Source organism: Bacilliculturomica massiliensis (genome assembly GCF_900605495.1).
Taxonomy (GTDB): Bacteria; Bacillota; Clostridia; order Peptostreptococcales; family Anaerovoracaceae; genus Bacilliculturomica; species Bacilliculturomica massiliensis.
This window is the reverse complement of the sequence record NZ_LR027603.1, coordinates 373,178-395,946: the sequence shown is the minus strand read 5'-3', so window position 1 is coordinate 395,946 and position 22,769 is coordinate 373,178. Positions and strand designations below refer to the sequence as shown.

Sequence of the window (22,769 nt, the reverse complement as noted above, 5' to 3'; positions counted from 1 at the left end):
TTTTTATTTCCTTCACACCGCAGCGCGCTAGTTTTCAAACACACTCTTTCCATCCCAGCCGGTGGTATAGGCGCGGTTCATTAAATTCATCTCCGGCATCAAGTCGATGGGCAATAGCGGATCCAGCGTATAGCACACTACAATATCGATTTCCCGGCCCGTCTCATAAAAGCGGGAACCGGACAGATCCAGTCCCTTCAATCCGCCCACCACCTGCAGGGCCTGAAGCTTTTCATCGGCGCCCGCTCCGTTTGAGTCTGCGGCTATGTATCCTGCCATCATCGGGCGGGCTATGGCGGCAAACGCCTGATTGTTTACGGCTGTCACACTGTTGGAAATCAGCATGCTTCCCATATTCTTCAGTATCTTGACCGGATCAGACGTCAGTTCTTCCGCGTGGGCAGCCGCCCCCGACAGATCCGCGCCCATCAAGCTTCCATATATTCCCATTATGTGCTCCGCATCCTGGTTAAAACCGGCTGTTCCGGCCGCGGCGCCGGATTGAACCGTCTCCTTTAAGTCGTTGATACCAGTCACCTCGTACAGGTAGGTGTATGTCGAGAGCTCCTTTGCCGTCTGCGCCGCCGCATGCTGAACCAGAGCGTACACATACACAATTCTCATGAGGAACAGGATCGTGAGAAGTACCATCATAAAAATCGTGAAAGCGATACACGCTTCTACTGTCAGAACGCCCTGGTCATTCTTTCTCTTTTTCCACATCGCTGCGCCCTCTAATATCCCTGATAGATCGTATTGTTAAATCTCAGTCTCCCTGAAAGGTCCAGCTCCCCATACTTTTCATCAAAGACCGCCGCGTTTCCAAACAGGTATCGGATAGAGACCTGGGACTCCGCTCGAATGAAAGTAAAGGCCTGAGCCATGCGAAACGTCTCGTTTTCTGTTCGCATATTCATCTCGATCAGATCCGCCGTCCGCATCAAACATTTCTCTCTGCCTTTTACCGCAAGCAAAATAATCAAATAATCTTCATAACAAACGTCGATGAACGGATCATTCTTATAATTTTCGATGACGCCCGCCCCGTTTATGTCTAACTGCAGCAGGAGATTTTTTGACGTTTTAAACAGTGGAATTCTGTAGCCTTTCGTGATCAGATAATCCATCTCGATCAGCGTCTCCGCCGTAGCCCAGGCAGTGAGAAAAATCCAGAAGAAGACCTGTGGAGGAACCGTCCCGCCTGTGAGGGCCGACGCCGCCACCGCTGCCGTGTCGCAGACACTCTTTACCGTTTTGTTCAGGTACAACGCGACCATGTTATTTGCCAGCCGTTCCGACATAATGGTGGCATAAACCGCGTTTTCGTTGGCCTCATCCGATTTCCAGCCATAGACCAGATACTCGATCTCTGCGCTCAGAGCCGTATCGTTCTGACTTTTCGGCTGAAACCTCATATCCCACTCGCCGTCTTCGTGCAAATATCTCCACTCTGTAATGTAGGGCTTCCCCTCTTCCTCTGCAGGCAGCTTCCCTTTTTGAAACGTTTCGTTTCCTGTCATCCGGGTCTTAAATGTACCGAGAATATACGCATATGTAAGGGCGTCGTCTCTGGCAATTTCCCCTATGTTTTTCAAAAAGTCAAGACCGGCGCTGAATATGTTCTTCGACGCGGTTATCCCTGGATTGTTCTTATCATAGAAACCAGAATGGCCGGAAGTCTCTTCTTCTTTTGACAGTTTCACATCTCCGGAAACGGAATGTCCATAGGACTGCGCCTCCGACGCCGCGCTGAAGGTCTTTGACGGCAGCGAGCCGTAAAGCCCCTTATCCAGCGTTTTTCTCTCCCTCACTGTATTGGTATCGGATGCATTTTCATGGTTCTGCGACTGCTTCTCCGCCGCCGTCTCCATATGGTCCGCCGTCTGTTCATCTTCCGCCGCGATTCCGCGGCTTTCCGTGTACCGCTTCAGGGGATCTATCACCATCACCTGCCGTCCGCTAATGGGGGCCACAGCCTGCTTGTAATACCACCTGTAGCTCTTTCGCGTTCCCTGACCCCTTGTGACGGCCTCCTCCGGGTCAGAGGTATAAGAATCTGTCTGATAAAAATAGAAATAGTATGTAAGACTTTCCTCCTCGTTCTTCTCTAATTCATCCCCAAACCGTTTCACAGAATTCCATATTTTCTTCGTCACGTCTTTCACAGAATTTGCCGTTTTGGCATTTCTCAACGTTTCAAGACTCTTATCATGCAGAAGTTCTTCTATGTCTTTTTTATAATAGTCCTGATACATTTTTAATTCTGTTTCAGCATCATTCACCAATTGCCTGGCCGAATCGCTTTTCTCTTTTTCGTACTTCTTTATAAAATCATTCAGACGGGAGATCGCCCCGTCGATTTCTTTCTCCGTTTTTTGAGCGTATGCATAAATATCCTCCGCCCGCTTATCGATCAGCCGATACAGCATCCAATGGTCGTCCCGAAGATCATCGTGAAAAGCATCGGAATCTTTTTTCAGAGCTGCCTCCGGTTTTTCTCCCGCCTGCTGGCAGGACAAGACCTCCATCGCCGCTGTCAGACCGTCAAAATAGATATTTTGGTACCCTTCCATGGCGTCGGCGGCGATTTGCCAGTTCAGCTCTTCAATGGCGTAACTCAGACCTTTTTGTTCCATTTCCGCCGACTTGGATTCGTCCCCCTTCAGTAACCGGTCAATGGCGCTGTTTGCTTCGTCGATCTCCATCTTTTCTTCCATGATCGAGGCGGCCTTTTCTATTTCTTTCGTTTTTTCCTCGGCTGCAGACAGACCCTTTATAAACTGCATCCGCTCCCCCATCACATAGAGACCTCTGTATTTCGAGTATTCCACGATCTGATTTTGCAGAACCTCCGGATTTGCCAGACTATAAAGCGGCGTCACGGAAGAGGGCCCGTCCAGTGTAAAGTCATACAGATTCAAAAAACTTTTTCCCCGATATGGATTCCCGTCTCCTAACGCATTGGCAAGTATGTTCCATACCTTTTCCGAATAATCCTTCCCATCCAGTCCGGCCGCGCTGAGCGTCCGGGTCAGACAGTCTGTAAACACGCTCTCCACGCTGCCGCTGTCCTTCAGCGCAAAAAGACCGTACGCCTCCTTCAAGTCGGGATCGTAAGACGTCAATACGCTCATCGCCGCCAGATCGGAGGCTTCCTGAACCATGGCCCTGGCGCTCACCATCCTCGCCGCGTCGACCAACAATACGGAAAACAGCATCGTGGGAAGAAGAATGATAATTAAAAAGACCGAAATGATTCCTTTTGTTTTATCGAAAAAATCCATATTCCGTTCCCCTTACTGCAATACTTCCATAAATTCAGTGATCGTCTTTTGGACCGTGTCCATTTTTTCCTTCGCCGCGCCGTATGCGCCTGTCTTTTTCAGCACATCCGCGCACAGATCGGTATTTCTGATGAACTCCATGGGATCTGTCACGGTTGATACCGCAGTGACGTTAATATCAAAGGGACTTTCAACGCCAAACATCTTCCCCACCGCGCTGATGGGAAGCGCATACTCCTCCCGGATGTTCACTTTCACACGTCTCACCAATATATAATCCTCGATCACAACATATTGATTTCCATCATCTATCGTCCCGGTTATCACGTTATAATCGCCAATTTTCTTCGCTATGTACGTATTCAGCAGATCCTTATACTCACTCTGCTTGCCTGAATCCAGCAGCGGTATGTAACGATACGGATCCCTGTTTTTAAAATCCGTCAGCGTTTTGACCCCCGTCCCCATATCGTTCACTCTTGATGCATATATGACGCTGCCCCGGGAGGATGTTCTCGACGCCAGACTCTGAAGATTCACCTGCTGGTAGAGAACCATTCCCATGAACAAAATCAGCAGCAGGGCAAAAAATATCACCGTGAATACAAGCGTGATTTCAACAGTCAAATATCCATTTTCATCTTTCTTCTGTTTCATGACTCGCTTCAGATAACTGCTCATGGCGCTTTTCCTTTTTTTCGTGCGGAGAGCCGGACTCTCCGCACGGCTTTCAAATGTCAACTATTGCTTCGCATCCTCAAAGATCTTTGTCAATGTGTCTGTGACAAAGCTTGTTATCTGATCTTTGAAAATCAGTGCGATCCCGACCAGGGCTGCCAGGATCAGCACCATTTCTACTACTGCGACTCCCTCTTCTTCCTTCACAAATCGTTTCATTAATCCTTTCATTTGAATCCTCCTTACTTTTTCCATATATTTTTGCAATTTATCATGATTCCCTGCCATCCGGCAAATGCGAACTCCTGACTACATCCCCATGGTAAAGGACAGTACCGCGGGCGTGGCAACGATGAGAATGATTCCCACAAACATGATGATCAATGGGAACAAGATCTTTGTGGACGCCTCTTCCCCCATCTGTTTTGCCGCGGATTTCCGCATCTCCCAGCATTCCGCGCCCTGCATCTTCAGCGTTGGAACGATCTCCGCTCCGCCCTTTTTTATATTGATCACAACAACAGAGACAAACTTGATGATCTCCTTTACCTTGCACCTGCGCCCAAACTCTTCATAAGCCGCAGCCTCGGGAATTCCCGCCTGAATTTCCGCCAGCGCCATGCGCATTTCCCTGTATAAAATGCTTTCCGACCGGCTTTCATTTATGATCTTTTCCCAAGCCCTGGAGACCGTCATCCCCGCATTTACCAAGAGTGTAAGCTTGTCCACGAATTCAGGGAACTCCAGCCGGATCGCCATTCTGCGCTTCTGTATTTTATCGTCCAGCGTACGGTCCGCCAAAACCTGCATCATCGGAAATCCAGCCAGAGCAAACAGGGCGAACATCACGCCGTTGTCCCGATCTCCCTGCATAGTCATGATAAAACCGAAAAAAGAAAAGCCTGCGGACAGTAAAAGCGCGGCGGCCGCCTTGTTTCCGTTGTGGATCATCCAGTAATAATCACTGTATTTTATACCGTAAAGCTCTATCACTTTCCCCTTTACCATATTTCTTGATCGAGCGCGATACTGTTCCAGCCCCTTCGGCAAAAAGCTCCGGAACTGAATGGTCTCATTGTAGTACAGACCCAGAGGAATCAACTCCTGCAGTCCGTATTCTTTTTTATCCAACCCCTCGATCATATCGTCATAAACGTGTTTCGATCTGATGTAACAGATCAGAAACGTGCCCGTAAATACCAGAAAGACCGCCGTGGAAAAAATCAAAGAAACCAAACGATCACCTCCTGTTTCCGTTACACATCAATACTCATTACTTTCTTTCCCACGATATAAGCGGCGCCGAACAGACCGACGGCGATGGTCATGATCAATCTGCCGGCGATCCCCTGAAATACCGGCGCCATATAATCCGCCGCCGTCCAGCTGAGCAAAGCCACCATCACCACCGGCATCGCCATCAGCATATGAAACTCAAACTTTTTTCCAGAGATCATCGTTTCAATTTCCTGTTGGATCTCAATTTTTTCACTTATGGTACTCGCCGTGGACCGTATGACCTGGATAATATCTCCTCCCGTTCGTTTACACACGATGAATACATCGGTGAAATTGTCCACGTCCTCCAGGTGGGCGCGCTCTGCAAACTGCTGAAACATTCGTTCCACCGTTTCGTTCATTTCCAGGCCCCGCAAAATATATTCCAGTTCCAGAAGAATGTCTGTGTCGGGATCCTGATATATGATTTCCAGATCCTTCAGACAGTCCTTCAGGCCGGATTCCACAGATCTTCCGGCGGACAGCGACGCCGACAGGGAGTAGAGCATATCTTTAAACTGAACAGTCAGCGTCTTCTTTCGCTTTTCAATGATCTGACCCGTCCGAATGGAAGGAAAATGCAGGGACAAGAGCGCCAACAGCGCGGAAAGTATCACGCTGTGATAAAAGATATACCCTACGGCAAAGAGCGCTGCAGCGGCCATCAGGATATAAAACAGTTTTTCACTTTTTTTCATAATATATATGTTATAATCAGTCAGCCCATCTTCCCGTTCCGCCATGACGGGGCCTTTCTTTTTTAAAATTGCTTTCATAATCCTTCTCCTGATCAAACGCGGTCCGATAACCCAGCGGCGCGAAACTTTTCCGTGTGAACCATGGGTTTTTCCGTTCTCACCAGACTGCCGACGATCTTCTCGTTTTCATCTTCCCCCGTCTCCTGAAAGAGATAGAGAGGACTCACCTGGATCTCACCGTTCTCATAACCCACTACTTCGGCGATTTCCACAGTTCTTCGGCTCTTGTCCCTCAGGCGGGACAGCTGTATTATAATATCTACTGCCGAGGCGATCTGCTGCCGGATCGCCTCAAGGGGGATCACCGCGCCGGTCAGCACCATGGTCTCCAGCCTCCTCAGCATGTCTCTCGTCGAGTTCGCGTGACCGGTGGAAAGGGAACCGTCGTGGCCTGTATTCATGGCCTGCAGCATATCCAGAGCCTCCGCGCCCCGAACTTCTCCTACCACGATTCGTTCCGGTCTCATACGAAGAGAAGATTTGATCAGATCGCGGATCGTGACCTCTCCTTTGCCTTCCATGTTGGCATTGCGGGTCTCCAATCTCACCAGATTATCCACGCCGCGGATCTGCAGCTCTGCCGAATCTTCGATGGTGATAACGCGCTCATCCCCGGGAATGAAATTCGACATGGCGTTTAAAAACGTGGTCTTTCCCGACCCTGTGCCGCCGCTGATAAAAATGTTGTACTTCGCCTTTACCATTCGTTCCAGAAGTTCAGCCACCTCTGGCGTAATGGACTTATACTGGATCAGCTGCTCCACCGTCATTGGATTTTCCGGAAACTTTCGAATCGTTACCGTGGGCCCATCCAGCGCTATGGGAGGCAGTACCACGTTGACGCGGGAACCGTCCTGAAGCCTGGCGTCTACAATAGGAGACGACTCATTCACCGTCCTGTTCACTTTCGCCACAATATTCTGTATCACATTTTGCAGCTTTTCCTCGCTGCCAAAGCTGGCCGGGCTGCGAAGCAGTTTTCCATCCTGCTCAATAAAAATATGGTCCGGCCCGTTGATCATGATTTCGGTCACCGACGGATCGTCGATCAGCGGCTGGAGCACATCCAGACCGCGCATGGAGTTAAACACGCCGTCCATGATGAGGCTCTGTTCCTGAAGGGTCATGTAGGTCTCCCTTCGACGCTCCGCCACGATCTGTCCGATGGTCTCGTAAATGATCTCGTTGTCAATATCACGGGTCAGATCCAGCCGGGAAGCGACCTCTTCCCGGACCGTCTGTATGTACTGCTGTAAGTTTTCAATCATCGCGCTGCTCCGCCCTCTATTATCACACAACTCCTGTTATCGTAATGTGTCAGCCAGACGCTAACGGATCATTTCCCGCACCACATCTTTCATCAGCGCCGCCAGAGCGCCGCCCGCTCCCGGTATGCCCCGCACGTCTCCCAGCAGCGGGGAATACGGAATCGCCGCCATCACGTCCTTGTTTTCGTCCAGACCACACTGTCTCGCCGCCGAAGCCGCCGTCGAGGGATCACTGCGATTGAAGATGACACGGCTTCTTTCTAATAGTTCGCCATATGGTCTATGCAGTGTTTTCTCATGCATCAAACGCTTCAGCTTGCAAAGCGAAGTCAGATCCGATGAAAAAGGCATGAAGATCAGGTCGCACTGCTCCAGCAGCGTTGTCCTGCTCTCATCCCACTGGCTGTCAAAGTCCAGAATAAGGATCTGATATTCGCCCATTTCTTCAAAAACACTCAGCAGTCTTACCATCTCTTCCACAGATACTTCCTCATACTCCATCATGCTCTCCGGCGGGTCAATATAACAAACATGGGAACGCGTATCGGTCTGTGTATTCGTCAAAAGCTTCAGACCGGGATTTCCGCCCTTCGTCTTCAGAGCCAGAAAAACCTCAGACAGATTTTTCTCCCCGTCTGCTCCGCCGTTCAGCACCCCTGCCGCGGAACTGAGCTTCTCCAAATTCAGATAAAAAACCCTCATCCCCATGGACGCCGCGGAAACAGCCGCGGCCAGAGACAAAACTGTTTTTCCCACGCCTCCCGCCGGTGAAAAAAAGCCGACTACCCTGGTCTTATGATTTCCATGAAGCATAAGGTCTGTCTTGCCTGTACTCTCCGCGTAAGCAAGCAAAATCTCATTCAGAAACTTTTCCGATTTTTGATACTTGTTGATGCAGCGGAAGCCCTCAAATTCATAGTTTCCGCCGTCTCCGGCCACGATCTTTGCCTTGGCCCCTATCGTTTTGAGTTCTGGTCTCCGAATCAGCAAATCAGGCGATACGATAAGCAGATCCGCTTCCTGCGCCGTTCCCGTGTACCGCAGCAGACTCTCTTCCGATGTAAACGAGGCCACCTCAAAGTTTGGAGCTTTTTCCATCAGATAATTTCCCAGCCGATTCAGATAAAATTCGTCTGAATCAGCAATCAGGACGTGTAACTTTTCCATATGCGCCTCCATGCCTAACCCATATATCTGATTGCACGAAATGTAATAACATACATTTAAATTGTAATAACCTGTGATTTTAGCGGGCAAATTATATAAAATTATCTATATAAACTCACTTTATTTATCAGACTTTACTGGCTTTTATTCAATACTTCCGAAAGCTGACCAAAGACCCAAAAAACTTCCCACATTACAGAAACTCTGATATGAGCGCGAAATACAGGTTATTACTTTATACGGTACAGGCCAAAAAACTAATTTTTACAAGTTAAACCTGTACACTAATGAAAAGGAGAGTGATAAATGGATGCCGAACAGAATACGTCAGCTCCGTGAGGAGCGCAGAATGACACAGATCAGGCTCAGTATCGAACTTGAAGTGACACAGGAAACCATCAGCGCCTACGAGATCGGCAAGCATTATCCGAGCATAAAGTCTCTTTTAAAAATGTCGCAGCTGTTTCACTCCAGCATCGATTATATTTTAGGCCTGTCCGACATCCGGGATCCCGCCTTAAGCGTCTCCATGTCAGAAGCGGATCAACAGGTCCTCAGCCTGTACCACGACCTGAATCCATCCCAAAAAGAACGGTCTATCGCCTACATGCAGGGACTTCTCGACAGTCAGCTGAGATAAAACGCACCCTAAGGGCAGACGGCCGGATAAAACGAACCCTATCTTACAGGGTTCATTTTTGTATGTTATTGGCGTTTGGGATCACGTATTTCTATTTCATTCCGCCAGAAACGAAAAAAATCGCGTCTGACGGAACGATACGTTTTTTGGGTTGCAGCCGTTGCCCTTTTCTGAACGCTATTTGTAGAGACCTGCGTCGACGAAATAATTAGAATTAAAGCTATTACTTTCTATGCGAAGCCGGTTGGCTCCCGCCAGGTCGATCTCAAAGTCCACGGGTTCTTCCCCTGCCTGTATGAAGTCCAGTGTTTTCACTGTTTTTCCGTCTACTTTAATTGTAAATGCACCTTTGCTTTCGTATGTTCTCATATTATAATTCAAAATCTGTCTTGCTTTTAATTTTGAATACTGTCCATTCAATGCGTATTCCATAAAGCCAACACCATAGTTGCTGAGACCCCCTATTGCTATGTATCCATTGTACGAATTCCCAAAATTATCTTTCACGGGATCACTGCCATCCCAAGAATTGTTTTTATCCAAATAATCCAATTCCCACAAATTCACATCCGGGTACAGAGATTCTCCGGCGTCATACTCGCCTAAAATCACCGTGGAGGTCTTTGCGTCCCAATTCACCTTCTGACCCAGGGCCTCTCCCACAGAACGCACGGGCAGATAAGTGCGTCCGTTATAGGTGAACGGCTCCAGAACTGTACCGTCCTCATCCCTGGGGGTAAACTGCTTTCCATCGATCATAACTTTAATATCGTTGAAGTAGACCTTGATGTTTTCCGCCGCCGTTTTGGCGAAAGCGGTTCCCAGACCGCCAAAGAGCATGGCCGTAATCAAGGCTCCCGATACAAACGATCTCGCGTCAAATCTTTTCATAACTAATTCCTCCCTTTTAAATGCAAACTTTGCCCGCCGTGCCGCTTTTTTCAGCAGCACATTTGATGCCGTTCATCTGTTCTTCATGATTCCAACACCTGTTCGTCACGTTTTACGCCGAGCGGGTCACAAAATTGCCTATCATATTATTCATGATACTCGATTTCTAACTAGACCGCAGATGGTTGTCACAAAATGCCGTCGGAATGTAACGACCTGCACGTTCCCGCCGGAAAATCTGTCACTCTGTGTCGAATTTTAACGCAGCCCGTTTGCGGCCCGTTTTACATGCCCGCACCGTACGGGGATCTGCTTTCATTCAGACCCGGCGGAGCCTGAGACTGATCGCGGTCTGAAATGAGCAGCCGTCTGCTCCGATCTCCCAACGCAGCTCTCCTTCATAGCGGCGGGCGATCCCGTTCAAGCTCCGCAGGCCGCGTCCGTGTCCGCCCTCTTTTTTGTCCGATCGGGGCAGCCCGTCCCGCTCTGTGGTGACCCGGCCGCAGAATGAGTTGACGCAGCTGACAATAAAGTAGCCCCCTGCGCTTCCGCACTTCAGCAGGATCCATCGCTTCGCGGGGTCCGGGATCTTTTCGCAGGCCTCTATGGCGTTATCGAGAAGGTTTCCAAAGATGCGGCAGAGATCTGTTTTTTCAACGGCCAGATCATCCTCTGCTCTCAGTTCTGCGGTAAACCGGATCTCCTGTTTTTCCATTTCCTTTTGTTTTACGAAAACAAGCGCGCTGATGATAGGATTTTCGCAGAAGGAAATCGTCTGCAGGTCCCGCACCTGCCGCTCCAGTTCCTCCATCAGGGTCGACGCCGCCGCCCCTTCTTTCCGTTCCATCAGCGCCCGAACGGCCTGGAGCTGATTGTGCAGATCGTGCCGCAGATCACGCAGCTTTGCGTCATAATCAAGAAAGGCTTCGTAATGAGCAAGCTGCATGGCAAGCTGCTTTTCGTAGATCTCATTTTCCTGTTCCAAAACGGTTTTCTGACTCAAACTCACTGCAGCCTGATAAACGCCTATATCCGCGGCCGTACAGAGAGTCTCCGCCGCCAGCACCACCCAAGCGAAATAATCGGGCATACTCTTCAGCGATATAAAATAGAGAAGGAACAGAAGGATCGCCTGCGTGATCAGAAAAAACAGAAACATTCTGGTCCCTCTCAGATCGATCTGCCGCCGATGCTTTTTCCACAGCAATGCGGCTAAAATAACATAAAAGATCTGAAACAACAGAAAAACGGGCTGCATCTGCAGGTACGCGCTCATGTCTCCCGCCGAGGCAGCCTGCAGTACGGTCTCCTGTCTCCCCATGATCACGAAAAAAAGCATCGTGCTGCTCTCCGCCAGAAAGATCAGCATAAACAGAAATAAATAGGTCAGAAGTTTTTTCAGTACTCTGCCTTCAAAAACAAAATAGAAAATGACAAACCAGACTGAGATGCCGGCCGCGGAGCGAAGCCAGTCGGCCCGCCAGATCTGTCCCCCAAGCAGCACGTACAGAACAGGGACAGCCATTCCCAGCGTAGCGTAGATCAGCACGCTTTTGACACCCCACTTCGGCCGCAGCACGATAGTCAGCGCACAGCCCTGAAAAAAGTTTTCCGTCCAGTGAAAAAGGAAGAGTATGGGCGTATACATGTTACAGTCTCCTCTCCAGAAACCTCAGAAAAGCGCTCCGGGCTTCCCGAAAATGGCTGCGGCTGATGGGAACGCTTTCACCGTCCACGAGGGTAAATGCCCGCTCTCCCAACGCCTCCACCTTGGCCAGATTTACGATGAAACTGTTATGACATGCGAAAAAATGCTCCGGTATATCCGGAAGGATATCGGTCAGCTTTCCATAATAATAGAAATCGTCACGGATCGTATGTACGCGCCGCATTCTCTTCACTTTTTCAAAGTAAAGGATCTCGCTCAGCGCGATGACCCTGGTCTCCTTCCTGGTCGATATGACGACGAATTCCTTTTTTAATTCATCCAGCCTTTTCCCCCCACGCAGGATGGCTTCTCTCAGGCGCTCCTGCCGCACCGGCTTGCGAAGAAAGTATACGTGCTCGACGTCGTACGCCTCTGTGTGGTATCTTTCATAACCGGATATGAATACCACCGGCAGCCGGGGATTCTTTTCCAGAACGCGCCGGGCTACCTCGATGCCGTTATCTTCTCCAAGCTTGATATCCATCAGAAGGATCGCCGTTTCCTCCGGGTTTTCGGACAAATAAAAAAGCAGCTCTTCCCTTCCTGGAAAATCACGGATGCTCTCCACCACATCTCCGACCTCTCTTATGATCATACGCCGAAGCCCTTCGACAGCTTCCTCGTCATCGTCGCAAATCAGTATCTTCCACATATCGTCACACTCTGCTCCACTCCAATATGGTCCGTTTTACTCTGCCGCCCCATCAGCGGGTCACAGTTTATTTCTGTATTTATTATAATTTATACACCTATTTTTCACAAGTATAACCTGTAAATTATTTATAGGCGAGACGGATCCATGGATGCTAATCTTGGGCGCAAAAAAACTTCCCGGATGCGTCCGCTCCGGGAAGTTTTTTCTTTTCATTGATCCTCAGTCTATTTGGACCTCTGTCTATTCAGTCTCTGATCCATTTTCAACAGACATCTGCAGAACCATCCATTCTGAAATGTACTCGATACGCCCCTATTCCCTGGTCCCCTGAAACGCTGCTATCAGCCGCAGCGCCGCTTCTTCCACGGCGGCGTCGTTCTCAATGATCTCGTCGGCGAAGCGCCGGTAACAGGACCGCCGCTGCTCGTACATCTCTTTCAGCGTGTTCCGATCAGACAGCGGCCGGCCGTCGGTGGAAAGCTGATCCAGGCTTCGTGTGATCTGAAAGATCCTGCCGTTCTGCTTCAGCGGCAGATAGTTGGCTTCGGACAGAACGGCTCCGCCGCCTGTGGCGATAACGATACCGGTGCGCTTTCCCTGCTCTGCTATCACGGCGGCTTCCATGGCCCGAAAAACAGCTTCGCCGTCCTCCCTGAAGATCTCCGGAATGGCGCGCCCTTCTCTTTCCTCAACGACTCGATCGATATCTACAAACTCTCTGCCCAGCTTCTTCGCAGCGGCCATGCCCACGCTTGTTTTTCCGCTGCCCGGCATACCCACGATGACGATATTCTCCCGGGCGTTTCTCAGCGTTCCTATGATCCGTTCCAGTTCTTCATCGGCAATGGGACGGCCGGTGAACAGCTCTTCGGCGGCCTTGGCCTGGGCCACCAGCATGGGCAGGCCGTCCGTGTACGGCACGCCTTTTTCCGCCGCCTGGTGCAGAAGTCCCGTTAGCCTGGGATTGTAGATCACGTCCGCCACCCCCTGACAATCCGGAAAATCAGCCAGAGAGATCAGGCTGTCCGGCGCGTTGGGATACATGCCCACAGGCGTAGTGTTGACGATGATCTCGCTGTCGCCGTGCAGTGCAGCCAGGTCCTGGTAGGACGCGAAACGCACGATGCACCCGCCATCGCCATCGCCTTCCGTTTCTTCCTTCCCGGCCCTCCGGGATGCGATCACGATCTCCCCCGCGCCCAGATCCCGGATAGCCGCCCTGGCGGTCAGAGACGTGCCTCCTGTTCCCAGGATCAGGACTTTCCTGCCTCTTGGGTCGATGCCCGCCCGCCGCAGCATGTAGATGAACCCGTCATAGTCTGTGTTGTATCCGTGCAGCTTTCCCGCCCCGTCCCTCACAAGAGTGTTGACGCACCCAATGGTTTTCGCGCTTTCGGAAAGGGTGTCGCAGAACGGCATCACCGTTTGTTTATAAGGAATGGTCACGTTGAGACCGCTGACGGCCGGCCGCTTTACAAAATCCTCCACCTGGCCCGGCTCAAGCTCGTATAGCTCGTAACTTTTCATTCCCAATTCCTGATGTATCTCCCTCGAATAGCTGTGACCCAGCTTTTCGCCGATCAGTCCGTAAATCATGATGCCGTCCTCCTTGCTCCCATGCACCCTGCTCCCATACGTCTCTTCTTTTTGCCGCCGTCCACCCTTCGCCTAGCCTGGGGACGCGGCCGCCCATGGTCTTTAGATCTCTGAGTAATTCCCCAGGAACATAAACGTGTCGTCGGACTGAGAAATATCCGACAGCAGATTGATGACCTCCGGCGCGTTTACAGAAGCGTCAAAGTCGAAATAAAACTGGAATTCAAAGTCTTTTCCCACAATGGGACGGCTTTCCAGCTTGGTCAGGTTCAGTCCCAGAACGGCAAATTTGGCGATGATATTGTACAGCGCGCCCGGCTGATGGGAAGCGGACAGCATCAGGCTGATGCGGTCGGCGCCCGGGTAGATAGCCAGCCCCTTGGAAATACAGATAAAACGGGTGTAATTGTTGGCGTTGTTCTGGATCTTGTCGCTGACACAGCTGAGACCGTACAGTTCGGCGCAGTTATGGGATGAGATGGCCGCGACGCCATCTTCTTCGGCAGACGCCACGTATTCGGCGGCCATCGCCGTATTTTCGCAGGGAATGATTTCCACGTCGGCAAGTCCCTTCAGGAATTCGCTGCACTGTCCGATGGCCTGTTCATGGGAGACGATCTTTTTGATGTCGGAGAGCTTCGTGCCCGGCTTAGCCAGAAGTTCGTGGGCTACGCAGAGCTTGATGCCTTTGACGATATGGAACTGATAGTGTCTCATCAGGTCGTAGACCTCGCTGACGGAACCGTTGGAGCTGTTCTCGATGGGCAGGATCCCAAAGTCGCACAGGCCTTTTTCCACAGCGTTGAACACCGCTTCAAAGTTTTTGAAGTACATGATGTTGGCCATGGGAAACAGTTTGTCGCAGGCGATCTGAGAGTACGCCCCCTCCACGCCCTGGCAGGCCACCACGCCTTTTTTGGGGAAAAGCCGGGGCGTTTCCTCCAGCGCCTTTTTGATCTCTTTGGAGAGCCGGCTCTCTCCGCTGTTCAGCTGACGCTGATAGGAGCGGCTCACATCGAAAAGCGTGCTGTAGAGAACTCTGGCGTAACCGGCCAGTTCGCCGGACATATCCGTGACGCGGTTGAGGATCTCCCTCTCGCGGCTCTTGTTGGTCACGCCGATATTCTTCTCTTTTTTATACTGCGCCACCTGCGCCGCCAGCTCCATGCGGCGGAGAAATAGTTTCGTGATCTCGTCGTCCGTCTTATCGATCTCTGTTCGAATATCCATCAGTTCCATCTTTTTATTCATTCCTTTCCTATCCTATTGCTGTTCTGCGCTTTCTTTGCCGCGCTCAATGTTTCATCGCTTTATCGGTTTCCCGTTCTTATCTGAAATGCTCCTCCGGCTTGGACGGCTTCGATATGCGGCTCTGCTTAAGGCCGCCGTCAGGCCGCATATTTAAACGCGTCCTGCCTGCAGCAGCAGATCCAGAATGACCAGCGCCGTGACCGCTTCCACGCAGGGCACGGCCCGCAGGGCGATGCAGGGATCGTGCCTGCCCTTGATCTCAAGCTCCGCTTCTTCTCCCGTCCCCAGGTCGACGGACCGCTGTTTCTGCGCGATCGACGGCGTGGGTTTTATGGCCGTTCTGAGGATGAGGGGCATTCCTGTAGTAATGCCTCCCAGGGCGCCGCCGGCGTTGTTGGTCGTCGTAAGGATCTGTCCGTTCTTTACCGTGAAGGGGTCGTTGTTCTGCGAGCCCCGCATCTGCGCGGCGGCAAAACCGGCTCCGAATTCAACTCCCTTGACGGCAGGGATCCCAAACAGGGCCGCCGCAAGCTGATTTTCCACGCCGTCAAACATGGGATCTCCCATGCCGGCAGGCAGACCTACCGCGGCGCATTCCACCACGCCGCCCACAGAGTCGCAGACGTCTTTCGCCGCCTGGATCTCCATTGTCATGGCCCTTTCCGCGTTTTCATCCAGCACCGGGAATGACCGCCGTCCAGGGCCGAGAAGGGTCTCCGCCGCAAGCTCCACCGGGTCAAAAGACGCGTCCCGGGCCTTTCCCACGGAGAGCAGGTGAGCGCCTACATAGACGCCCCTGCGGGCCAGAACCTGTTTGGCGATGCCTCCCGCTATGCAAAGGGGCGCGGTGAGCCTGCCGGAAAAGTGTCCGCCTCCCCGCATATCGGCCTGGCCGCCATACCGAAGAAATGCGGTAAAATCCGCATGACCCGGTCGGGGGATCCTTTCCATCGTTTTATAATCGGAGGATCTGGTGTCTGTGTTCTCGATGATAGCCGCCAGAGGAAAGCCGCAGGTCCTGCCTTCTTCCAGTCCGGAGAGAAAAACAGGCTCGTCGGCCTCTCTGCGCTGCGTCACCAGCTTTCCCCTCCCCGGAGCCCGGCGGCCGAGAAACGCCCGCAACTCTTCCATATCCACGGTCTCCCCCGCCGGCAGTCCTTCCACGTTCACGCCGACGGCTCTCCCGTGGGACTGTCCAAACACGGAGACCTTCAATTGTTTTCCAAAGCTAGACGACATCTGCTTTTCCTCCTGACTTTACGTAATCTCTAAAAAAGTTCGGATAAGATTTTTCCACTGCTTCCGGATGTGAAAGCAGTACTGCTTCCTGACAGAACAGCGCCGCCACCGCCGCGCTCATGGCGATGCGATGATCGCCGAAACTGTCCGCCCGGCCTCCCCGCAGCGCGCCGTTGCCGTAAACAGTCAGGCTGTCTTCACCCTCCTCCGCCCGGCCCCCCAGGGACCGGATCAGGGCGGCGGTGGATGCGATGCGGTCGCTCTCCTTCAGCCGCAGTCTGCCTGCGTTGCAAAACACCGTGGGCCCCAGGGCCCGGCAGGCCGTCACCGCCAGGACAGGCATCAGGTCCGGTATCTGGCTCACGTCGATCTCTGTACCCGTCATTGCTCCGGGCCGGATGGTCACGCTGCCCGCCGCCCGGTCCGCCGTCACCTCCGCTCCAAATCGCTCCAGTATTTTCAGGATCTCCATATCGCCCTGGGCCGAATTCAGATTCAGGCCGGTGACAGCGACCCCGCCGGCAGCGCCGACGGCGCCGGCGGCCAGAAAAAACGCGGCGTTGGACCAATCGCCCTCCACCTCCATGGGCCCGGCGCTTCGGTAGGTCTGGCCTCCCGGCACCAGAAACCCGTCTCCTGTCTTTTCCACGCGGATCCCGTACTGCGCGAGAGTTTCAAGCGTCATGTCCACATACGCGGAAGATTCCATGGGCGAGAGCAGCCGGATGCGGCTCTCACCGGGAAGCAGGGGCAGTGCGAACAGAAGCCCGCTGATATACTGAGAACTGATATTTCCTTCTATATTATAGACGCCCGGCTTCATTTCCCGGGAAATATCCAGCGGCAGGATATCCTGTGGTCCTTGTGTTCTGCGCGCTGCCATCGTCTGCTGGGGACCCATGAATTCCACGCCGTGCTCCCTCATGACACGGATCAGCGGATCCATGGGACGCCGGGGAAGACGCCCTTCTCCCGTAAACCGTGCGCCGCCGCAGACCGCAGCGGCCACCGGCAGCAAAAACCGCAGAGTGGAACCGCTTTCCCGGCAGTTCAGCAGCGGCTGAGGAACGGCATTGTCCCACAGGGGCGTTACCCGATAGGATCCGTCCTGCCTCTCTATTTTCGCACCCATGCTCCGCAGACACTCCGCGGTGGCCGCGATGTCAACGGAGAGATCTGTGATCGTCAATTCCGTGACCCGATCGCCCAGCGCGGCGCAGATCAGGCTGCGGTGAGCCATGGATTTTGAAGTCACGGCCCTTATCTCCCCCCGCAGGGCGGCGGGCTCCAGCTTCATCAGAGACAGCGCCGCCCCCGTTCCTTCTCCCCGCCGATTCTTTATTTCCTCACTCCTGATCGCTTCCATTCCCCACTCCTTGTAACTCATTTCGCAGCGCCGGCGCTCTCAGTCTCCCCCAGCGCCAGACCGACCCAATTTCTCCATTCTGTCAGAGACAGACCCCGGATCTTACAGCATCCCACGGTCTCCGGCACGATGACCTGCATACCTGCGGCCGTCTTTTTCTTGTCTGAAAGACTGGCCCGGTAAATATCCTCCGGGGAATAAGGGATCTCTGTGGGCAGGTTCTGGATCCGCAGCGCCTGAATGATCTGCTCCGCCGTCTGCGCCGCTTCCTCCGTCCCTTTCAGCTGTGCGGCGGCTTTGGCTATGGCCGCCATCCCCATGGCCACGGCGTGGCCGTGAGTGATGCCGTAGCCGCTGCAGCGTTCCACCGCATGGCCGATCGTGTGCCCCAGATTCAGGAGCTGGCGCTCGCCGCGGTCAAACTCGTCTCTGTTCACGATATCCGCCTTGATGCGCACACACTGTTCCACCACGGAGGGCAGCAGCTCCTCCGGCAGGCCCGATCTCCCGCCTTTTCCGGAAATCATCTGTCCGAACAGCTCTCCCCCCGCCAACACCCCGTATTTGACAGCTTCCGCGGCCCCGTCGGCGAATACTTTCTCCGGAAGCGTCCGAAAGGTATCGCAGTCGCAGATCACGCTCAGGGGCTGGTGAAACGCCCCGGCCAGATTTTTTCCGGCGCCCAGGTCCACGGCAGTCTTTCCGCCAACGGAAGAGTCGATGGCAGCCAAAAATGTGGTGGGAAGCTGTATGTAATCCACTCCCCTCTGGTATACCGCAGCTGCGAAACCCGCCAGATCTCCCACCACGCCGCCGCCCAGGGCAGCGATCAGATCCGATCGGGTCAGCCCGCTCTCCGCCAGAAATTCCAGCACCTCAGCCAGCTGCGACATATTCTTGGAACCTTCTCCAGGCGGAATGCTCAGTTTCGTCACGGTAAAGCCGTTTCGCTTCAAGCTCCGCTCCACCCGATTCTCAAAGAGTCCGCCGGTGGTATAATCGGTGATGATCGCCACCCGGCAGGGCTTTTTTCTTTCCTTGATGATCTCTCCCGCAGAGGCCAGAAGATTTCTTCCGATCCAGACTGGATAAGGCCTTGCGGCCTGCACTTCCACCTTTACTGCCCCTTCCCGTTCTCCGGCTTCGGCTTCCATTCGGCTTCTCCCTCCGGCTTCCGCCCGGTTCCGATCCGCCTCTTTCCAATCCCTGTTCTCAGCATTCCTGTTCCAAATCATTTTCCGTTCCCCAATTCCAGCGTTTTCGCTTTAAATTCCCGGCCGTCCCGCAGCAGTTCGCGCAGCCGGTCCCCGTCGCGGCTGCGCAGCGCTTCTGCGTAGGGCGCCAGCCGCTGGATCAGCCCTTCCACTTCCATGGTCAGGTAATCCGCATTATCCAGAAATAACTCCGTCCACATATTTTCATCCAGAGTAGCCACCCTGGTCATATCCTTGAAGCTGCCCGCTGAAAATCCAGCGTGTGACAGTGCGGTCGGCGTTTTTACATAAGCGCTGGACAGCACGTGCGCCAGCTGCGAAGTATAGGCGATGATTCTGTCGTGCTCCTCCGCAGTGGCATACTGGATTTTTCCAAAGCCCAGGGACAGGAAAAATTCCTCCAGCTCCTCCAGCACGCGTCTGTCAGTGTTATCATCCGGCACCAGGATCATGGACGCATGGCGAAACAGCCGGTCCGTAGAGTTGGCGAAGCCGCTCTTTTCCATCCCTGCCATAGGGTGACCGCCCACGAAGGCGAACCCCTTTTCCCCGGCTATGCGGGAGACTGCGTCACACACGCAGCGCTTTACCCCGCAGAGATCTACCACGACGGCCTGCCGGCCGATGTGATCCTGGTGTTCCTCCACAAACCGTACCAGCGTCTGCGGACAGAGTGCGATCAGGATCATGTCGCACTCCTTCATCCGCTCCCCGGTGAGCTCGCCGTCCACGGCGCCCTCATCCAGCGCGTCTTTCAGCGTCTCTCTGTGGATATCCGCTCCCAGCACCTGATGGTCCGTATTTTTTTTGATCGTCTTTGCCATGGAGCCTCCGATCAGCCCCAGGCCCGCTATCCCTATTATCACGTGATCTATCTTCCTTCCATACTACTATACTACTGTGATACTGCCTGTGATCTCCGCCTGGCCCTTACGCCATGGCTCTGATAGCTGCTCTCACGCCGCGCACCTTTTCCGCCAGCTCCGCGAAGGCTTCCGGTCTCAGTGACTGAGGTCCGTCGCACAGCGCTCTCTCCGGATCGTTGTGCACTTCGATGATCAGTCCGTCGGCTCCCGCGGCTGTTGCTGCCAGCGACATGGGCGCTACCAGCTTCGACACTCCGGTGGCATGGCTGGGATCGACTACCACCGGCAGGTGGGAGAGGTTTTTCAGCACCGGCACCGCGGACAGATCCAGCGTGTTTCTGGTCTTCGTCTCGAAGGTCCGGATCCCTCTCTCGCAGAGGATCACCTTTTCGTTGCCGCCGGCCATGATGTATTCTGCACTCATGAGCAGCTCCTCCAGCGTGGCGGACATCCCCCGCTTCAGCAGGACCGGCTTATCCATTCGGCCCAGCTTCTTGAGCAGCTCGAAGTTCTGCATATTCCGCGCGCCCACCTGGATCACATCCACGTCCTCGAACAGAGGCAGCTGATCCGCGTCCATGACCTCCGTCACGATGGGCAGCCCCGTATGCTCTCTGGCCAGCTTCAGCAGCCGGATCCCTTCTGCTCCCAGACCCTGAAACGCGTAGGGGGACGTTCTGGGCTTGAAGGCGCCGCCCCGCAGCATAGTGGCCCCGGCCTTCTTCACCGCCTCCGCCACCTGGCAGATCTGGCTCTCTGTCTCCACGGAACAGGGGCCTGCGATCACGGCGAAATGCTCCCCGCCGATCCTGGCCGTTTCCAATCCCGGGCCGCCGATCTCGATCACCGTATCCTGGGGGTGGAACTTGCGGTTGGCATTTTTGAAGGGTTCCTGGATGCGCTTCACATCGTCTACGATCTCCAGCGCCTGGATCAGGCTCATATCCAGTCTGGAGGTATCCCCCACCAATCCCAGAATAGTGTGCCGCTCGCCCTCGGACACGTGAACGGTGATCCCCTCATTGTTCAGCCACTGTTTCAGATTGGCCACAGCCACCGCATTCGGATTTTCTTTCAGCAATACGATCATTTTCTTTTCCTCCATTTCTCTCCGCCGGCCGGCATCGCCTCCGGGGCGGATCTTCCTTCCCTGCGCTCCTTCTTAATCAAAAGGCCGCGCGCTGCATAAAAAAAACTCTGCGGCAGTTTGCCGCAGAGCTGAATTTCAGTATCCGATGAACCTTCATCGACCTAACACACTGGAATCTCACTATTTGCAGACAAACTCAAAATAGCCTTACCAAAAAAGTAGGTAAAGCTAAAGTAAAAGTATTCTGCTGCAAGATTCATAAGATTCTTCATGTCAGTTCTCCGAAATCATGTACTGGTTTTCTTTTATTGTATGGAATATTAGCATATTTGTTCGAAAAAGTAAACCCTTTTCAATAAATTCTTTTAAAACTTTTTCTTCCACCGACATAACGCCGGATAAAAGCGCCATTTCTCTCCTACAGCTGCCGGAGAATATTCTGCGTGGCCCGTTCCACCTCGGCGACGGTCTTTTCCATGTCGATGGTGAGCAGATCTCCGCCGCGGTAAAGGACCTTTCCGTCCACCATGGTCAGCACTACATCGCGCCCGTCCGCCGAGTAGATCACGTTGTTCAGCAGATTGTGGACAGGATGCATGTGAGGCTGAGCGATGTCCAGCACGATGAGATCCGCCCGGAATCCCTGCCGCAGCAGGCCGCAGTCCTCCCGGCCCTGGGTCAGCGCGCCGGCTCTGGTCCCCGCGTAGAGCGCCTGCTTGGGCGTGATCACCGTGGGATCCTGATGGTGTACCTTCTGTACCAGCGCAAAGAGCTTCAGTTCTTCCAAAAAGTTCAAACTGTTATTGCTGGCCACGCTGTCGGTCCCGATAGCCAGATTGACCCCTGAGGCCAGCAGCTTCGGAGCGTTGCAGACGCCGCTGGCCAGCTTCATATTGCTGGCAGGACAGCTGGAGACTGTCACGCCCTTTTCCGCCATGATCGCGATGTCCTCATCGTCCACCCACACACAGTGCGCCGCCGTGACCGGCTGGTCCAGCAGTCCCAGACTGTCGAAAAACTGAATGGGCGTCCTGCCGTTCCTCCTTGCCTTGCACTCCTCGTGCTCTGACTTTGTCTCTGATATGTGAACGTGCATCCGCGCGCCGGACTCCCGTGTGAATTCAGCCACCTGACGGGCAGCTTTTTCCTGATTGGTGTATTCCGCATGCAGCGACATCTCCGCCACGACCCGTCCGCCGCCCGCGCCGTTCCAGTCGCGCAGAAAGTCTCTGGCCTCAAGGAACCGGTCTAGATCCCAGATATCCGTGTCATCGAAGGTGACCAGAGAGCGGCTGATGTTGGCCTTGGCTCCGCACTCCACCACCGCCCGGGCCATATCGCCGCAGAAGTAGTACATATCCGAACTGGAGACAATGCCGAATCGCAGTGATTCCGCCATGCACAGCATAGTTCCCCAGTAGACGGCCTCCCCCGTCAGCTTGTCCTCAAAGGGAAAAATTCTCGTGTTCAGCCAATCCTGCAGCGCCAGATTCTCCCCGTAACCCCGCATGAGCGCCATGGGCGAATGGGCATGGGCATTATAAAATCCGCTCATCAGCAGTCTGCCGTCTCCCGGGTAGATCTCTCCAAAATCCTCCTCCGGCATTTCTGTTCCGATATAGGCGATCCGTTCCGCCTTTGTCCCCACGTACATGTGCTCCCGCACGTCCAGATTTTCATCCAGTATGGTAATGTCCTGAAATAGCATATTTTCTGTGGCTCTCCTTCCGTTTTTCACTCAGGTTTCCGGCCCGTTTGACAGCCCGGCTCTTCTGCCCGGTCTTCGGTCCGATTCTCGGGTCTGGCCTTCAGCCCGGTTT

General features: G+C 53.3%; 20 protein-coding genes. 1 reads left to right on the top strand and 19 read right to left on the bottom strand.

What is annotated here, in order from left to right; genetic code table 11:
* Nucleotides 1–27 precede the first annotated feature (27 nt).
* The 8 genes from E0E37_RS11390 to E0E37_RS11355 form a co-directional block, all read right to left on the bottom strand.
* Nucleotides 28–723 (bottom strand): TadE/TadG family type IV pilus assembly protein, encoded by a 696-nt coding sequence (locus E0E37_RS11390; RefSeq protein WP_130863161.1) that lies wholly within the window; start codon nucleotides 721–723, stop codon nucleotides 28–30.
* 11 nt (nucleotides 724–734) lie between these two features.
* Nucleotides 735–3,284, bottom strand: coding sequence for a DUF5702 domain-containing protein (locus E0E37_RS11385; protein ID WP_130863160.1), 2,550 nt, complete (start codon nucleotides 3,282–3,284; stop codon nucleotides 735–737).
* A 12-nt stretch (nucleotides 3,285–3,296) separates the two neighbouring features.
* On the bottom strand, nucleotides 3,297–3,965 hold the full coding sequence (locus E0E37_RS11380) for a TadE family protein (protein ID WP_130863159.1): 669 nt from the start codon (nucleotides 3,963–3,965) through the stop codon (nucleotides 3,297–3,299).
* 60 nt (nucleotides 3,966–4,025) lie between these two features.
* Nucleotides 4,026–4,193, bottom strand: coding sequence for a Flp1 family type IVb pilin (locus E0E37_RS11375; RefSeq protein ID WP_130863158.1), 168 nt, complete (start codon nucleotides 4,191–4,193; stop codon nucleotides 4,026–4,028).
* 78 nt (nucleotides 4,194–4,271) lie between these two features.
* Nucleotides 4,272–5,198, bottom strand: a complete 927-nt coding sequence (locus tag E0E37_RS11370; protein ID WP_130863157.1) for a type II secretion system F family protein — start codon at nucleotides 5,196–5,198, stop codon at nucleotides 4,272–4,274.
* Nucleotides 5,199–5,218: 20 nt separating this feature from the next.
* Nucleotides 5,219–6,016, bottom strand: a complete 798-nt coding sequence (locus tag E0E37_RS11365; protein ID WP_130863156.1) for a type II secretion system F family protein — start codon at nucleotides 6,014–6,016, stop codon at nucleotides 5,219–5,221.
* Nucleotides 6,017–6,030: 14 nt separating this feature from the next.
* On the bottom strand, nucleotides 6,031–7,266 hold the full coding sequence (locus tag E0E37_RS11360) for a CpaF family protein (protein WP_130863155.1): 1,236 nt from the start codon (nucleotides 7,264–7,266) through the stop codon (nucleotides 6,031–6,033).
* Nucleotides 7,267–7,326: 60 nt separating this feature from the next.
* Nucleotides 7,327–8,433 (bottom strand): nucleotide-binding protein, encoded by a 1,107-nt coding sequence (locus E0E37_RS11355; RefSeq protein ID WP_165445326.1) that lies wholly within the window; start codon nucleotides 8,431–8,433, stop codon nucleotides 7,327–7,329.
* A 310-nt stretch (nucleotides 8,434–8,743) separates the two neighbouring features.
* On the opposite strand from E0E37_RS11355, the gene E0E37_RS11350 reads away from it, so the two are divergent.
* The gene (locus E0E37_RS11350; protein ID WP_130863153.1) at nucleotides 8,744–9,073 is read left to right on the top strand and encodes a helix-turn-helix transcriptional regulator; all 330 of its coding nucleotides are present in this window, start codon (nucleotides 8,744–8,746) and stop codon (nucleotides 9,071–9,073) included.
* Between the two features lie 177 nt (nucleotides 9,074–9,250).
* On the opposite strand, the gene E0E37_RS11345 is transcribed toward E0E37_RS11350, so the two are convergent.
* The 11 genes from E0E37_RS11345 to E0E37_RS11295 form a co-directional block, all read right to left on the bottom strand.
* The gene (locus E0E37_RS11345; protein WP_130863152.1) at nucleotides 9,251–9,964 is read right to left on the bottom strand and encodes a stalk domain-containing protein; all 714 of its coding nucleotides are present in this window, start codon (nucleotides 9,962–9,964) and stop codon (nucleotides 9,251–9,253) included.
* Between the two features lie 319 nt (nucleotides 9,965–10,283).
* Nucleotides 10,284–11,612 (bottom strand): sensor histidine kinase, encoded by a 1,329-nt coding sequence (locus E0E37_RS11340; RefSeq protein WP_130863151.1) that lies wholly within the window; start codon nucleotides 11,610–11,612, stop codon nucleotides 10,284–10,286.
* Nucleotide 11,613: 1 nt separating this feature from the next.
* Nucleotides 11,614–12,324, bottom strand: coding sequence for a LytR/AlgR family response regulator transcription factor (locus E0E37_RS11335; protein WP_130863150.1), 711 nt, complete (start codon nucleotides 12,322–12,324; stop codon nucleotides 11,614–11,616).
* Between the two features lie 315 nt (nucleotides 12,325–12,639).
* Complete coding sequence (locus E0E37_RS11330) at nucleotides 12,640–13,923, bottom strand: shikimate kinase (protein WP_130863149.1); 1,284 nt, start codon at nucleotides 13,921–13,923, stop codon at nucleotides 12,640–12,642.
* Between the two features lie 102 nt (nucleotides 13,924–14,025).
* Nucleotides 14,026–15,174: a bifunctional chorismate mutase/prephenate dehydratase gene (locus E0E37_RS11325; protein ID WP_246019709.1), complete on the bottom strand. Its 1,149-nt coding sequence runs from the start codon at nucleotides 15,172–15,174 to the stop codon at nucleotides 14,026–14,028.
* Between the two features lie 150 nt (nucleotides 15,175–15,324).
* Nucleotides 15,325–16,413, bottom strand: a complete 1,089-nt coding sequence (aroC, locus tag E0E37_RS11320) for a chorismate synthase (RefSeq protein ID WP_130863148.1) — start codon at nucleotides 16,411–16,413, stop codon at nucleotides 15,325–15,327.
* Complete coding sequence (gene aroA, locus E0E37_RS11315) at nucleotides 16,403–17,779, bottom strand: 3-phosphoshikimate 1-carboxyvinyltransferase (RefSeq protein ID WP_207302960.1); 1,377 nt, start codon at nucleotides 17,777–17,779, stop codon at nucleotides 16,403–16,405. The genes aroC and aroA overlap by 11 nt, the downstream gene beginning before the upstream one ends.
* 17 nt (nucleotides 17,780–17,796) lie before the next feature.
* On the bottom strand, nucleotides 17,797–18,933 hold the full coding sequence (gene aroB / locus E0E37_RS11310; protein ID WP_130863147.1) for a 3-dehydroquinate synthase: 1,137 nt from the start codon (nucleotides 18,931–18,933) through the stop codon (nucleotides 17,797–17,799).
* A 77-nt stretch (nucleotides 18,934–19,010) separates the two neighbouring features.
* The gene (locus E0E37_RS11305; protein WP_130863146.1) at nucleotides 19,011–19,859 is read right to left on the bottom strand and encodes a prephenate dehydrogenase; all 849 of its coding nucleotides are present in this window, start codon (nucleotides 19,857–19,859) and stop codon (nucleotides 19,011–19,013) included.
* A gap of 64 nt (nucleotides 19,860–19,923) precedes the next feature.
* On the bottom strand, nucleotides 19,924–20,949 hold the full coding sequence (gene aroF, locus E0E37_RS11300; RefSeq protein ID WP_130864448.1) for a 3-deoxy-7-phosphoheptulonate synthase: 1,026 nt from the start codon (nucleotides 20,947–20,949) through the stop codon (nucleotides 19,924–19,926).
* A gap of 418 nt (nucleotides 20,950–21,367) precedes the next feature.
* Nucleotides 21,368–22,657, bottom strand: coding sequence for an amidohydrolase (locus tag E0E37_RS11295; RefSeq protein WP_130863145.1), 1,290 nt, complete (start codon nucleotides 22,655–22,657; stop codon nucleotides 21,368–21,370).
* Between the last annotated feature and the right edge of the window lie 112 nt (nucleotides 22,658–22,769).